This window comes from Ruegeria sp. A4 (genome assembly GCF_056543025.1).
In genome coordinates, this window is the sequence record NZ_JBQGAW010000001.1 from 1,515,969 (window position 1) to 1,528,246 (window position 12,278).

The window sequence follows — 12,278 nt, forward strand, 5'->3', positions numbered from 1 at the left end:
CACGCAGCTGGGCCGCCTGTATTTCACACCCAACACTTTTGGGATTTCCCGAAGATTGAAACTTGATGAAGGCAGGGCCGTATCACGGCACGCCACCAGCACGCCAGTTCTGATGCGTTATGTGTCGGAAGAAGCGCGTGCGGCAAGTTGCAATTCATCAAGCTTGTCTGCCCACCACTGTTCCATTCTCACTCGTTCTTCCCAGAAATCGCCTCGCAAATAGGCGCGACGGGTCTTGTTCTCTTCTTCGTGCGAAAGTGCCCGTTCAACCGCATCAAAACTCCACAAACCACTTTCGCTTGCCATTGTCATAAAGGTGGAACGAAAGCCGTGTGAGGTCACCTCTTTGCTTGAAAAACCCATTGTTCGCAGCGCTTTGTTAAATGTGTTGGGACTTAGCGGTTTTCTCCAGTCGGCCACTCCGGGTAACACGTACCCATCCGGTTTTGATAACGGCGCGAGGCGCTCTAGAATTTCAAGGGCTTGCCTTGGTAACGGGACACGATGATCTCGCCTCATTTTCATACGATCTTTTGGAATGGTCCAAATCGCAGTCTCAAGATCAAACTCGTGCCATTTTGATCTACGCAATTCGCCAGGGCGAAGGTGGACGATTGCAAGCAACCGCGCTCCCAGTGCCGTTTGGATGTGGCCACCATATGTATCAATTGCATTGAGCAAATCACCCATCCTTTTAGGGTCAAGGATGGCTGCTCGATGAACCACCTGTTTTTTTTGGAGTGCACCGCGAAGAGCGTAGGTAGGGTCATCAACATCGACACCGGTGGCAATTGCGTAGCGACACACCTCGCCTATCGCAGATAATACTCGACCAGCCGTTTCTCGTTTGCCTGAATCTTCAATCGGCTTCACTGTCGCGAAGACATCAGCTGGGCGCAATGTCTTGAGGGCCCGATGCCCAATCCGATCATTCGCTTGTTGGATTAACCACGCTTTCTTCTTCAGTGTTTGAGCCGCCTTGCCCTCGCGGCGGTTCTTCTCCAAGAGTTCTGCTGCGAACACAGAAAAAGTGTCGTCCTCCACCAGGAAAGCAGCGCGTTTCTGCATTTGTTTCCGAGCACCTGGATCTTGCCCATCAAGAAGTAACCTTTTGTCTCGGTCACGTTTCTCGCGAGCCTCTCTCAAAGAGATGAGAGGATATGGGCCATAAGACATCGTCTTTTCGCGACCCTTAAACCTGTACTTCAGTCTCCAAAGCTTTGAGCCACTGGATTGAACTGAGATGTAGAGCCCACCTTGGTCGGCAATCTTGTAGGTTTTGTTTTTTGGCTTCAAGTTCCGAATCTTTGTATCGCTAAGCGGCAAAATAACATCCTCACGAAAATACCCCCAATAATACCCCCATCTAAACTGATTTAAGCAGGATCTTACTGGACTGCTTTGGACACAGCATCAGCGCTAGACATTGATAAATCAATGCTTTTTGTTCGTTCTTAAATGTCTCTAGATTTAAGAGTGGTGCCCGGGGGCGGAATCGAACCACCGACACGAGGATTTTCAATCCACTGCTCTACCCCTGAGCTACCCGGGCACGGGAACGACGTTCGTCGTTGGGTGGGGGCCTTCTATGACTTGCTACCAGCGGTGTCCAGAGGCTTTTTCACATTTTTTCAATGTGGTCGCTTTGGCGTGAAGTCCTGCGTGTCATCCTCAACTTCAAGGTCCTCTTCGCGCTGCGACGGAACCGAGTAGGACCCGTTCAGCCACTTGGCCAAATCAATGTCCGCACACCGCCTGGAACAAAACGGACGAAATTTCTGCTCGGTCTCGGCACCGCAAATCGGGCAGCTCATTTCAGGACCTCCATCACAGGAACGCGACCACGCTTTCGCTGCAACTCAAAGTGGCCCAGCGGGGTCCAGCCTGCAAGAATCGTCTCGTCTGGGTCTGATCTGAACGCGGCGCGTAAAGCGGATTCAAACCCGCGACGATCCTTCTTTGGCATGGGCGCGAGGTCCAGCGTAATCTGACCAGCCAGCCCACGTACGCGCAAAGCACGGGGCAGCATCTTGGCGCAGGCGAAATTGGCCTTGGTGCCCGCCGCGAGCGAGGTGTCCGCTCCGGTGTTCACATCCACGGCGACCAATGCGCGTGTGGGTTCGATGAAAAGATGCCCCCCGCCCGGCAAAGGCTCGGACGCTCCACGCACCGTATCCAGCGCATCCAGAACGCCGTGGGTTTCGAACCCGCCCGCCTGTGTCACGACTTCGGCCGGGTCGGTCCAGTCGCGCCAGGCAAGGATATGGGGGCTGTCACCTTCGCTGAGCAGTTCCGGCTCGGACCCGTCGTCACTCATCACCTGCTCGGCCTGCGCCAACATGGCCGAAATATCTTCCGAGATATCCTCGGCATCTGCTCCTGCACAACAGGAGCGGAGGATCAGACCATAGGCGCTGTCACCCATCTGTTCATGGGCGATTTCAAGCAGTTGATCACGTATGTCCTCGTCCTTGATACTGCGCGAAATGTTCAGGCCCGGAGCGTCCGGCGTGACAATCGCATAGCGGCTTTTGAAAAGGATGCGATTGCTCACCGGGATGGCTTTGCCGGGCTCGGCAAACCCGCTGACCTGTACCAACAACAGGGCGCCGGGACCCAAGCCCTTGACTTGTCGCAAGAACGCAGGGCCATCTGGCGTGGTCAGGAACATTCCGCCCTGCCCCTTGACCGGGCGGTCAGCACGGGCGCGGTAGATGGTGCCGGGCGCAGGGGCGTCCGCGGCGATCAGGAAGTCATCCAGCTTGCCGTCGACCATCAGCGCAGCCGCTTCGCGGCCTTGGATGTGGTCCAGAACAATGGTGCGACCTTTCATGATGCCTCTCGATACAGTGGATAGCCGATGCCTTGCAGCAAGGCCGCGGTCTCGGACAGGGGCAGGCCGACGATGCCGGTAAACGACCCCGAAATCCATGGAATGAAAGCCCCTGCGGGGCCCTGAATCGCATAAGCGCCTGCCTTGCCGCGCCAGTCTCCGGTCGCCAGATAGGCGTTGATCTCGACATCCGACAGACGTTTGACCTTGACCTGTGAGACGACATCACGCTGTAGTACACGGTCTCCGCGCCGGACCGCAACCGAGGTGATCACGCGGTGACGGCGACCAGACAGGGAATGCAGAAACTCCGCCGCCTGCCCCGCATCCTCGGGCTTTCCCAGAATCCGACGTCCCAAGGCCACGGTGGTATCTGCACAGAGGGTAACGTCGTCCCTATCCGCTTGAACAGCCTGCACTTTTTGGCGCGTGATGCGGTGGCAATACGGAACTGGAAGCTCGCCCTTCAAAGGCGTTTCGTCGATGTCAGGAGGGCAAATGGCATCGGGCCGCACGCCAAGCTGGGCCAGCAGGTCCAGCCGTCTTGGGCTGCCCGATCCGAGAATGAACGCCATTGCGGCAGGCGTTACTTGAAGCGATAGTTGATCCGACCCTTGGTCAGATCATATGGGGTCATCTCGACCTGAACCTTGTCGCCGGCCAGAACACGGATGCGGTTCTTGCGCATCTTGCCTGCCGTATGTGCGATGATCTCATGGCCGTTTTCCAGCTCGACCCGAAACGTCGCATTAGGCAGGAGTTCCTTCACGACACCGGGAAATTCGAGCGTATCTTCCTTGGCCATGTTGTCTCCATCATTGCGTTGCACCCGCAGAATCTGCGGGGGTGTGCGCTTAAATGAGCCTATTTCGGCCTTATTTCAAGGGCGGAATCACCTAAAGAGCGGATATTGTGACCGATTCGACTCGGGCGGCCTGTTCCTCCCAATGGGTTCGGTTCAGCACGTGACCGTCTGCGCGGACCTCGGCGATGGCTGACAGGTCGACATCCGCATAGGTCCAGCCCGGCTGATTCAAAGTGCCTTCGGCCAGCACACCGGTGGCCGGGAACCCCTTGTCGGGCGGGCCAAAGACGCCTCCGGTCCCGGTGTTCATATCCACCGCCTCGGACCATTCGTTGTTCCCGACCAGCGAGGCCATGACTGTAACGCATTGATTTTCCAAAGCTCTTGACATTGCGCCAATCCGCACGCGCCAGTAACCCGAAAGCGCTTCGGTACAGGATGGCGCAAGAATCAGGTCTGCCTCGCTCAGCGCGCGGCCCAGCAACGGAAACTCGCTGTCATAACAGATCAACACACCGATCTTGCCCAGCGCGGTGTCGAAAAGCTTGAGCGGACCACCGGGGGCGATGTCCCAATCCTCGCGTTCGAACCGGGTCATGATCTGTTTGTCCTGATGGTCGAAACTGCCATCCGGCGCGTAGAAGGCGGCACGGTTCACCGGTCGCCCGGTTCCATCAACAACCGGTGCGGACGCACCCAGAATGTAGGTTTTGTACGTCTTGGCGAGGCGGGTGTGCAGGTTTTGTACATCCTCCATCCGGTCGGACACGGCCCGGATCGAACGTTCCAGATCGCCGGCAACCTCGGCCCCGTCGAGCGTCGACAGCTCCATCGCGCCGTATTCGGGAAAGACCAGCAATTCGGCCCCCTGTCCTGCGGCCTGAGACACCCAGCGGTTCAGCTTGTCTTCGTATTGCGCCCAGCTGTCGAGCCAGTCGAGATCATAGGCGGCGGTTGCGACTTTCATGGCAGCGTCCCCGTGCGGTCAAATTCGCATGACCTTAGTCGCGGACGCGGATCGGAGTACAGCCCAATTACCCTGCGGTCGTCGGATCGATGATCGTGGTCACTTCGGTGATCGTGTTGGCCGGGAACCCGCTGAGCTCGGCGTGCTTGTGGATCGCGTCCTCGCTCTCGGCCAGATAGATGCAAAAGGTCTTGTCACCGGCAACATAGGAATGCTCCCACTGCACGCCGGGTATTTGCGCCAGCGCTTCGTTCGACTTCGCAGACGCGCCGCACAGTTCGTCACCGGACATGGAACCGACACCCGGAAGATCGCGTTCGATAACATAGCGTTTCATGGCACTTCCCCCACAGAAAACCCAACACTACCATGATTCGGGAATTTTTTGCGTTTGGCGTTCAGAGGTCACGGATCCAGAACTGAAGAGGTTTTTTCGATTCGCCTTCGTCGCCAATATCTTTCCACGAAAACTGTGCGATCGCACCGGGCAATGGTTCATACCCCCGCGCGCGCCAGAAGGCATCCAGCGGGCGGTAACTGTCGGGCCGCATCGGATGATCTGCCGGGCGTTGCACGCCGCAGAACGCGCATTTGGTGAAACCCAAGCTGCGGGCGTGGGCTTCGCGGGCGTCGAAGAATTTATGGCCGACACCCTGCCCACGATAGTCGGGCAACAGCACCGATTCGGCGCAATAGAAGATGTCATGCAGGTCAAGCCCGGTGCCCTCGAAGGCCGCCGCGAAATCTTCGGCGTGGTCGATCAGAGGGGCGCCGGTTGACGCGCCGATCAGACGGTCGTTGTCGAATGCGCCCACCACGATGGCCTTGTCGCTGTCGCGGTAGGATTGCAGGTATTTCCGTTCATATTCCAGGTCGCCATCGTAAAGATACGGCCAGGCATGAAACACCTTGATGCGCAGCCGGGCGACGTCATCAAGGGCGGCTTCCAGTGCCGCTCCGGTCAGGGGGCGGACGGCGGTGACTTCAGCCATTCGAGACCTGTTTGGTCCAGTCCGCCAGGTTGTAGAAAGTGGTGACGCGGGTGATCTTGCCATCCTTCAGGTCGAAGAACGAGCCGGCAGGCAGGCGGTACGTCTGGCCATGCGCATCCGGCAGGCCGTCATCGGTTTCCAGATAGGTTCCGTTGACGATGAATTCGGCTGCTGCGCGGGTGCCGCCTTCGGCTTCGAACACGACGATGTCGGTCAGGTTTTCTTTATAGCAGCGGTTCATATGCGCGCAGAACGCGGCGAACTTGTCCTTGCCGATGCGGATCTGGCCTTCGTTCACGTGATGGGCCACGTCATCGGACAGGCAAGCCAGCATGGCATCTACGTCACCGGCATTGAAGGCTTCGAAATAGGTTTTGACGGTCTGGTTCATGGTCACTCCGTAGGTTCGCCCCAGCGGTCTTTCAGATGTTTGATGATCTGATCGCGGGTCTGTCGGTAGTGATGTAGCTTTTCTTCGCGGGTCTCGCCCAACCCGGTAGGGTCCATTATTGGCCAATAATCGACATCGAGGTGAAAAACCCGGGTCAGTTCCAGCGCCCGGCGCTGACTGGCGGGCGAAAGCGCCACCACCAGATCGAACGAGCTGAGATCGTCGCCCCATTCCTGCATCTCGTCAAAGGACCGCGAGCGGTGACGGGACAGTTCCACACCCACCTCGTGGCAAGCCGCGATGCAGAACCCGTCAATTTCCAGATCGTTGTGCACGCCTGCGGACTGCACATAGGTGCCCGTGCCGTAAAACTTCTTCATCAGCCCCTCGGCCATCGGAGATCGAACCGAGTTGTGGTCGCAACAGAACAGGACCGACTGCGGCAGAGGCTTCACCCGTCAGCCCCCGAAATGCAGCACGCAGATCAGCGTGAACAGGCGCCGGGCGGTATCGGTATCCACTTCTGCCTTTCCCTCCAGCCGTTCCTGTAGCACGCGGCTGCCTTCGTTGTGGATGCCGCGGCGGGCCATGTCTATGGTCTCGATCTGGCTGGGAGGCAGCGACTTGACCGCGTCGAAATAGCTTTCGCAGATCTGGAAGTAATCCTTGACCACCTGCCGGAACGGGCCAAGCGACAGGTGAAATTCGGCGGCTTTTTCATTCTCTTCGGTCGCGATATCAAAGACCAGCCGTTTGTCGCGGATCGACAGTTGCACGTGGTAAGGCCCATCAGGAATGACGCGGTCATCCCGATTGGGCAGCGAAAAGCTGTTGTCTTCCAGCAGATCATAGATGGCAACCTTGCGTTCCTGCTCGATCTCAGGGGTCGGCGGCGGCAGGTTTCGGTCATCCAGTTCGATATGCGAAATGCGGGTCATCTTTACGGTCACAATCCTTGTGTCAGCACAGACCTATATCAACGGAATCCCGTCGGCAACGCAGAGAAGCGCCATAAATGTCCGATCTTTGCGTCATTTCAGCCATTCAGGCGGTTCAGACGCGCCGTGACTGACAGGCCGTGCGCCTCGAGGCTTTCCGATTGCGCCAGCTGTTCAGCCGCAGGGCCGATGGCGCGCAGGGCCTCGGGGGTCATCCGGCTGAGCGTGGTGCGTTTGAGGAAATCCATCACGCTGAGCCCGGACGAGAACCGCGCGGACCGGGCCGTCGGAAGCACGTGGTTGGGGCCGCCGACATAGTCGCCGATGGCTTCGGGCGTGTACTGGCCCAGAAAGATGGCCCCGGCGTGGATGGTTTTTTCGCTCAGCGCCACCGGGTCCGCGACGCACAGCTCCAGATGTTCCGGGGCGATACGGTTCGACAGGATTGCAGCCTGATCCAGATCACGAACGGTAATGATGGCGCCGAAGTCGCGCCAGCTGGCCCCGGCAATGGCGCGGCGTTGCAGGGTTTCGAGGCGTTTTTCGACCGCCTTCGCGACGCTTTGGCCAAAAGCGGCATCATCCGTGATCAGGATCGACTGCGCGCTTTCATCGTGTTCGGCCTGGCTGAGCAGGTCCAGCGCGATCCAGTCGGGGTCGTTGTCCTTGTCGGCGATGACCAGAATCTCGGAAGGGCCTGCGATCATGTCGATGCCCACCTTGCCGAATACCCGCCGTTTGGCCGCCGCCACAAAGGCGTTGCCCGGGCCCGTGATCTTGTCGACCGGCGCGATGGTGTCGGTGCCATAGGCCAGCGCCGCCACGGCCTGCGCGCCGCCGATGCGATAGACCTCGTCCACGCCCGACAGTTGCGCGGCCAGCAGAACCAGTGGATTCACCTGCCCGTCCGGCGTGGGCACAACAATGGCCAGCCGTTCAACCCCCGCCACCTTGGCCGGGATGGCGTTCATCAGAACCGAAGACGGGTAAGAAGCCAGCCCGCCCGGCACATACAACCCGGCAGCCGAAACGGCTGACCAGCGCCAGCCAAGGGTGGCCCCGACCTCATCCGTCCAGCTGTGATCGCTGGGCATCTGACGTTCGTGATAGGCCCGGATGCGGGCGGCGGCCAGTTCCAGCGCCGCGCGGTCTTCGGCCCCGACCTGCGCCACGGCGTCTGCGATCTCCTGCGCGCTGAAGGCAAGTGTTTCGGGCGTCAGCTCCAGCCGGTCGAATTTCGCGGTCAATTCAATGACCGCCGCGTCGCCCCGGTTGCGGACATCGTCGATGATCTGCGCCACAACCGCGTCCACATCCGGGCTGTCCTCGCGCTTGGCGGACAGCAGAGCCTGAAAGGCGGTTTCGAAATCGGGTGATGTGGCGTCAAGGAAAACAGGCATGATCTGGCACTCCGGGCGTTGCGCCACGGGACATATCGCCCACGGGGCGCGGCCTCAACCCTCAGCCCTGGGGGTGCAGCGATTTGCGCATGGCAAAGCAGGTCAGATCCTGACTGTCGCTGCATTGACCGGTAACCTTCCAGCCGTGGCGCAAATAGAATTCCCGGGCGGTTTTCGTGCCGTCCAGATGCACCTCGGTACAGCCCCACGCAGCTAGTTGCCGTTCCAGCCGGTTGAGCAACGCGGCCCCCACCCCGCTGCCGACGTGATCCGGGTCAACATAGAGCAAGGTGATCTTGCCGGTTTCGAACAACCCACCGACCGCGGCCACCCGCCCTTCACGCTCGGCCAGCCAGATCTGTGATCCCGGCTTGAACCAGCCCCGGATGGTCGCCGGGTCTTTGTTCGCGGTCCATTGTTCCAGATGGTCGGGATCGTTGTTGTGATCGGCCACACAAAGCTGCGTGATCGACCGGATCAGCACGCGGCTGATGTCGAACACATCGAACACCGTCGCCGGACGCAGGGCAATACCCTCGGGCACATTTGAAAACGCCTGAGAAATGCCGCGCTTGTTCTGCATCTATTCGGGGTGCTGCGGCGCCCGGCCGGATGGGGCCCGATACGGGCGCGTGACGTCCTTGAGCGTGGCATCCAACGCCTCGACCTTCAGGCGGATCGCGCCGTCACCCGCCAGGGTCAGCAAGACCTGGCCCGCGCCATCCTCGCCGGGTTCGAACTCGACGGACAGCAGCGACATGACCATGTCCTTCTCGCTGCGATCAATGCCCTGGCTGGCCACGGACAGAACGGAATCGAAGACCAGCACCGACTGCACCCGTTCAAACGGGCGGTCACGGCGGGCGGCGGCATCCTTGTCTTCCCAGCGAAAGCGGTTCAGCAACAGGCCAAAGCGGCGGTGCGACGGTTGCCATTTCATCTCGGTCACGGGAAAAACCGCATCCTGCACGAGGGTCGAGATCACCTTCAGATCTTCTGCATCCTCAGCCCCCAAATTCAGCGGGGCTTCGCGCCCGTCTTCAAAACTTGCGTCCGTCATTCGCCTTTGATCCGTTCGATTTTTGCGCCCACGCCTTCCAGCTTGCGAACCACATGTTCATATCCGCGGTCCAAATGATAGACCCGGCTTACCGTTGTCTCACCTTCTGCCGCCAATCCGGCAAGGATCAGCGACACCGAAGCCCGCAGATCCGTCGCCATCACTGGGGCGCCTTTCAGGGTTTCGACACCCGTGACGGTGGCGGTGCCGCCGTGCACCTCGATATTCGCACCCATGCGCACAAGTTCCGGGGCATGCATGAAACGGTTTTCGAAAATACGCTCTTCCAGAACCGAGGTGCCTTCGGCCGTGCACATCAGCGCCATCATCTGCGCCTGAAGGTCGGTCGGGAAACCCGGGAAAGGTTCGGTCACCACATCCACAGCCTGCACCCGGCCGTTCTTGCGCGCCACTTTCAAGCCGTTTTGGGTTTCGGTGATACTGACCCCCGCCGCGTCAAGCTTGGCCGCGAAGGATTCAACCAGCGCCATGCGCCCGCCCAGCAGTTCGACCTCGCCGCCGCAAATCGCCGGGGCCAGCATATAGGTGCCCAGTTCGATCCGGTCGGTGACAACCTGATGGGTGGCACCGTGCAGCCGGTCGACACCCTGAATTTCTATGGTCGAGCTGCCCTCGCCCGAAATCTGTGCACCCATCTTGCGCAAGCATTCGACCAGATCGACGATCTCGGGCTCGCGCGCGGCGTTCTTGAGCACCGTGGTGCCCTTGGCCAGCGTCGCCGCCATGACGATGTTTTCGGTGGCCCCGACCGAGGCAAAGCGCATCTCGTGCACCGCCCCTTTCAGCCCTCCCGGAGCCCTGGCGTGCAGATACCCGTCTTTCAGCTCGATCTCGGCGCCCAGCGCCTCGAGCCCTTCCACGTGCAGGTCCATCGGACGGGCTCCGATCGCGCAGCCACCGGGCAGAGAAACGACCGCTTGTCCAAATCGCGCAAGCAAAGGTCCCAGCACCAGATTCGAGGCACGCATCTTGCGCACGATGTCATAATCCGCCGTTTGGCTGGTCAGGTTATGGCTCGACATCGCGATCACCTGACCATCTTGCAGCGACGACACCTCGGCCCCCAGCGATTGCAGCAGAGCCGTCATGGTCTTGATGTCGCTGAGACGTGGTGCGTTGGTCAGCGTCAGCGGTTCTTCGCTCAGCAAGGTCGCGGGCATCAGCGTCAGACACGCGTTTTTGGCCCCCGCAATCGGTATCTGACCGTTCAGCGGGCCGTTGCCCGTCACCAGAATCGAATCCATCTGCTCTTATCCCTCGTCCTTGTCGGCTTTGTCCCCAGAGGCCGCCCGCGCCTTGGCCTGCGCCTTGCGCCGCGCCATATTGGCCTTCAGCGCCGCTTTCAGCCGCTCTTCGCGCGCATCCCCGGATTTGCCTTGTTTTTTGGGTGAATTTTTATCCGTCATGATCTTTCTCTACAGGAGGCGAAAAAAACCGTCCAGACACCCTTGCGCCGCGTTTCGTTTGAGTCTAATCACCCGCCCACAGCGCTGCTGTAGCTCAGAGGTAGAGCACTCCCTTGGTAAGGGAGAGGTCGAGAGTTCAATTCTCTCCAGCAGCACCATCTTCTCAGAAAATCGCGACGCATTTGGTGGTAAAATGATTGTGTGGCGACCAAATGGCGACCACTGCGCAAGCTTAGTCGCAAAAAGATTCGTTTGCTCAACGCATTCGGCGCCAAGACAATACTATTGAACTATGATTGGTTTCGTACTCGGCGAGGCAGTCGAACCCGTCTCACTCACCCCCGGCAACCCTCAAGCAGGCTGAGCGATTGTTCGCCAGGCTTGCGTATCATTTGAGACAATCATGTACCAATGGTGATCGAACCCAAAACCTAAACCATCCAATTTCCATCGCTGAAACTTCAGAATTTTCCCCTCTGTCTTCAAAAATTTATTGTAACCTCGAATGCCAAAACAGTTGAAACCCAAAAAATTTATATTTCAGGCTTTGTTTCAGCTGCTTATCTCAATACCACCAGAAAACAGGAATTCATTGATCGCACGCCCCCATTCATGAGGGTCAAGGTTACAGAAAGAGACTCTCGTATCTCCCTCACGGTCACGTAAGCCATCAACTTTACTGGCTATCACGTTCCGCTGTGCTGCAAGCGCTTCGTCCAGCACAAGCCCATACGCCTCCCACCGCGACGGGATCGCGACGACATCGACTGCTTGATAGGCCTCTGCTGGGTCATCCACGTGGCCCCGAAATTCAATGCGCGGATCACCCCCTGCCAACTGTTCAAGGTATGATCGCTGACTGCCTTCACCAAAAATCAACAAACGCGCCTCTGGCGTGCAGGTTGATCGGAAACCCTGAATCAGGATGTCAAAGCCTTTCTGCCGCTCCAGACGCCCGATGGCACCGATTTTGGTCGTGGATCTGGGGGGCGTCGTATTGCGAGCCAGCTGCTCAAGATCAACGGTAGGAGGAACAACGGCCAGCTTTTCCGGCTCTGTCAGACGACGTTCCTTGATCCATTCCGACTGCGTATGGCTGACCGCGACAACCTTATCAAATAAGGAATAGATCACGCGAAGCATCGCAAAAAACCGACGTTTATGCGGGACGTTCAGGGTGGTGAACGCCCGGGTATAGCTGTGCTCGACATGGACCAGTTCTGTGTCGACATGCAAGGCGCGAAGGGCTGAGAACGCTGGCAGGCTTCTCCAGCTTGGCACGACATGGGATACAATGACATCCGCCTTCAGTTTGCCCCAAGAAAACGCGGTACGTTTGACCTTCAAAACTTTTTGCTCAACCGCCTCGGACAGATCGGGTTGCGTCATAAGATGGTCGAGCATCCGCATAACTCCGCCCGCCGTCGTGTCGTCAACCAGATGGAGAATCTTTTTCTTTTTCATG

17 protein-coding genes, 2 tRNA genes and 1 pseudogene are annotated in these 12,278 nt (G+C 58.6%); 1 reads left to right on the plus strand and 19 read right to left on the minus strand.

Annotated elements, in window-relative coordinates:
• Positions 1-117 precede the first annotated feature (117 nt).
• The 18 genes and pseudogenes from ACR0E2_RS07465 to ACR0E2_RS07550 form a co-directional block, all read right to left on the minus strand.
• On the minus strand, positions 118-1,068 hold the full coding sequence (locus tag ACR0E2_RS07465; protein ID WP_480446187.1) for a tyrosine-type recombinase/integrase: 951 nt from the start codon (positions 1,066-1,068) through the stop codon (positions 118-120).
• 12 nt (positions 1,069-1,080) lie between these two features.
• A pseudogene (locus ACR0E2_RS07470) lies at positions 1,081-1,326 on the minus strand (Arm DNA-binding domain-containing protein); the annotation flags it as partial.
• A 151-nt stretch (positions 1,327-1,477) separates the two neighbouring features.
• Positions 1,478-1,552, minus strand: a tRNA-Phe gene (locus ACR0E2_RS07475).
• Positions 1,553-1,631: 79 nt separating this feature from the next.
• Positions 1,632-1,814, minus strand: a complete 183-nt coding sequence (locus ACR0E2_RS07480; protein ID WP_152458850.1) for a DNA gyrase inhibitor YacG — start codon at positions 1,812-1,814, stop codon at positions 1,632-1,634.
• Positions 1,811-2,833 (minus strand): ribonuclease E/G, encoded by a 1,023-nt coding sequence (locus ACR0E2_RS07485; protein ID WP_480445927.1) that lies wholly within the window; start codon positions 2,831-2,833, stop codon positions 1,811-1,813. The genes ACR0E2_RS07480 and ACR0E2_RS07485 overlap by 4 nt, the downstream gene beginning before the upstream one ends.
• Positions 2,830-3,408, minus strand: coding sequence for a Maf family protein (locus ACR0E2_RS07490; protein ID WP_480445929.1), 579 nt, complete (start codon positions 3,406-3,408; stop codon positions 2,830-2,832). The genes ACR0E2_RS07485 and ACR0E2_RS07490 overlap by 4 nt, the downstream gene beginning before the upstream one ends.
• A gap of 11 nt (positions 3,409-3,419) precedes the next feature.
• A complete protein-coding gene (infA, locus tag ACR0E2_RS07495; protein WP_005978431.1) occupies positions 3,420-3,638 on the minus strand; it encodes a translation initiation factor IF-1 in 219 nt (72 codons plus the stop codon).
• 91 nt (positions 3,639-3,729) lie between these two features.
• Complete coding sequence (locus ACR0E2_RS07500; protein WP_480445931.1) at positions 3,730-4,605, minus strand: carbon-nitrogen hydrolase family protein; 876 nt, start codon at positions 4,603-4,605, stop codon at positions 3,730-3,732.
• 67 nt (positions 4,606-4,672) lie between these two features.
• Positions 4,673-4,942, minus strand: coding sequence for a DUF4242 domain-containing protein (locus ACR0E2_RS07505; protein ID WP_152458857.1), 270 nt, complete (start codon positions 4,940-4,942; stop codon positions 4,673-4,675).
• Between the two features lie 61 nt (positions 4,943-5,003).
• The gene (locus ACR0E2_RS07510; RefSeq protein WP_480445933.1) at positions 5,004-5,597 is read right to left on the minus strand and encodes a GNAT family N-acetyltransferase; all 594 of its coding nucleotides are present in this window, start codon (positions 5,595-5,597) and stop codon (positions 5,004-5,006) included.
• Positions 5,590-5,988, minus strand: coding sequence for a ketosteroid isomerase-related protein (locus tag ACR0E2_RS07515; protein WP_152458860.1), 399 nt, complete (start codon positions 5,986-5,988; stop codon positions 5,590-5,592). Before ACR0E2_RS07515 ends, ACR0E2_RS07510 begins: the two co-directional genes overlap by 8 nt.
• A 2-nt stretch (positions 5,989-5,990) precedes the next feature.
• A complete protein-coding gene (locus ACR0E2_RS07520; protein ID WP_171118521.1) occupies positions 5,991-6,443 on the minus strand; it encodes an arsenate-mycothiol transferase ArsC in 453 nt (150 codons plus the stop codon).
• A 3-nt stretch (positions 6,444-6,446) separates the two neighbouring features.
• Positions 6,447-6,926, minus strand: a complete 480-nt coding sequence (locus ACR0E2_RS07525; protein ID WP_152458863.1) for a UPF0262 family protein — start codon at positions 6,924-6,926, stop codon at positions 6,447-6,449.
• Positions 6,927-7,024: 98 nt separating this feature from the next.
• Positions 7,025-8,326, minus strand: a complete 1,302-nt coding sequence (hisD, locus tag ACR0E2_RS07530) for a histidinol dehydrogenase (protein ID WP_480445935.1) — start codon at positions 8,324-8,326, stop codon at positions 7,025-7,027.
• Positions 8,327-8,387: 61 nt separating this feature from the next.
• Positions 8,388-8,909 (minus strand): GNAT family N-acetyltransferase, encoded by a 522-nt coding sequence (locus ACR0E2_RS07535; protein WP_480445937.1) that lies wholly within the window; start codon positions 8,907-8,909, stop codon positions 8,388-8,390.
• The gene (locus tag ACR0E2_RS07540) at positions 8,910-9,386 is read right to left on the minus strand and encodes a DUF2948 family protein (RefSeq protein ID WP_152458869.1); all 477 of its coding nucleotides are present in this window, start codon (positions 9,384-9,386) and stop codon (positions 8,910-8,912) included.
• Positions 9,383-10,651 (minus strand): UDP-N-acetylglucosamine 1-carboxyvinyltransferase, encoded by a 1,269-nt coding sequence (gene murA / locus ACR0E2_RS07545; protein ID WP_480445939.1) that lies wholly within the window; start codon positions 10,649-10,651, stop codon positions 9,383-9,385. Before murA ends, ACR0E2_RS07540 begins: the two co-directional genes overlap by 4 nt.
• A 6-nt stretch (positions 10,652-10,657) precedes the next feature.
• Positions 10,658-10,813, minus strand: a complete 156-nt coding sequence (locus ACR0E2_RS07550) for a hypothetical protein (RefSeq protein WP_170346170.1) — start codon at positions 10,811-10,813, stop codon at positions 10,658-10,660.
• An 83-nt stretch (positions 10,814-10,896) separates the two neighbouring features.
• Here ACR0E2_RS07550 and ACR0E2_RS07555 point away from each other — a divergent pair.
• A tRNA-Thr gene (locus ACR0E2_RS07555) sits at positions 10,897-10,971 on the plus strand.
• A 394-nt stretch (positions 10,972-11,365) separates the two neighbouring features.
• Here the strand turns inward: ACR0E2_RS07555 and ACR0E2_RS07560 are convergent.
• Positions 11,366-12,277: a glycosyltransferase gene (locus ACR0E2_RS07560; RefSeq protein ID WP_480445941.1), complete on the minus strand. Its 912-nt coding sequence runs from the start codon at positions 12,275-12,277 to the stop codon at positions 11,366-11,368.
• Position 12,278: the final 1 nt, after the last annotated feature.

Coding starts and splice junctions, on each gene's coding strand:
- ACR0E2_RS07540 (WP_152458869.1), bottom strand. CDS start 9,386: ATGACGGACGCAAGTTTTGAAGACGGGCGCGAAGCCCCGCTGAATTTG.
- ACR0E2_RS07525 (WP_152458863.1), bottom strand. CDS start 6,926: ATGACCCGCATTTCGCATATCGAACTGGATGACCGAAACCTGCCGCCG.
- infA (WP_005978431.1), bottom strand. CDS start 3,638: ATGGCCAAGGAAGATACGCTCGAATTTCCCGGTGTCGTGAAGGAACTC.
- murA (WP_480445939.1), bottom strand. CDS start 10,651: ATGGATTCGATTCTGGTGACGGGCAACGGCCCGCTGAACGGTCAGATA.
- ACR0E2_RS07490 (WP_480445929.1), bottom strand. CDS start 3,408: ATGGCGTTCATTCTCGGATCGGGCAGCCCAAGACGGCTGGACCTGCTG.
- ACR0E2_RS07500 (WP_480445931.1), bottom strand. CDS start 4,605: ATGAAAGTCGCAACCGCCGCCTATGATCTCGACTGGCTCGACAGCTGG.
- ACR0E2_RS07515 (WP_152458860.1), bottom strand. CDS start 5,988: ATGAACCAGACCGTCAAAACCTATTTCGAAGCCTTCAATGCCGGTGAC.
- ACR0E2_RS07535 (WP_480445937.1), bottom strand. CDS start 8,909: ATGCAGAACAAGCGCGGCATTTCTCAGGCGTTTTCAAATGTGCCCGAG.
- ACR0E2_RS07505 (WP_152458857.1), bottom strand. CDS start 4,942: ATGAAACGCTATGTTATCGAACGCGATCTTCCGGGTGTCGGTTCCATG.
- ACR0E2_RS07550 (WP_170346170.1), bottom strand. CDS start 10,813: ATGACGGATAAAAATTCACCCAAAAAACAAGGCAAATCCGGGGATGCG.
- ACR0E2_RS07465 (WP_480446187.1), bottom strand. CDS start 1,068: ATGCAGAAACGCGCTGCTTTCCTGGTGGAGGACGACACTTTTTCTGTG.
- ACR0E2_RS07560 (WP_480445941.1), bottom strand. CDS start 12,277: ATGAAAAAGAAAAAGATTCTCCATCTGGTTGACGACACGACGGCGGGC.
- ACR0E2_RS07510 (WP_480445933.1), bottom strand. CDS start 5,597: ATGGCTGAAGTCACCGCCGTCCGCCCCCTGACCGGAGCGGCACTGGAA.
- hisD (WP_480445935.1), bottom strand. CDS start 8,326: ATGCCTGTTTTCCTTGACGCCACATCACCCGATTTCGAAACCGCCTTT.
- ACR0E2_RS07480 (WP_152458850.1), bottom strand. CDS start 1,814: ATGAGCTGCCCGATTTGCGGTGCCGAGACCGAGCAGAAATTTCGTCCG.
- ACR0E2_RS07485 (WP_480445927.1), bottom strand. CDS start 2,833: ATGAAAGGTCGCACCATTGTTCTGGACCACATCCAAGGCCGCGAAGCG.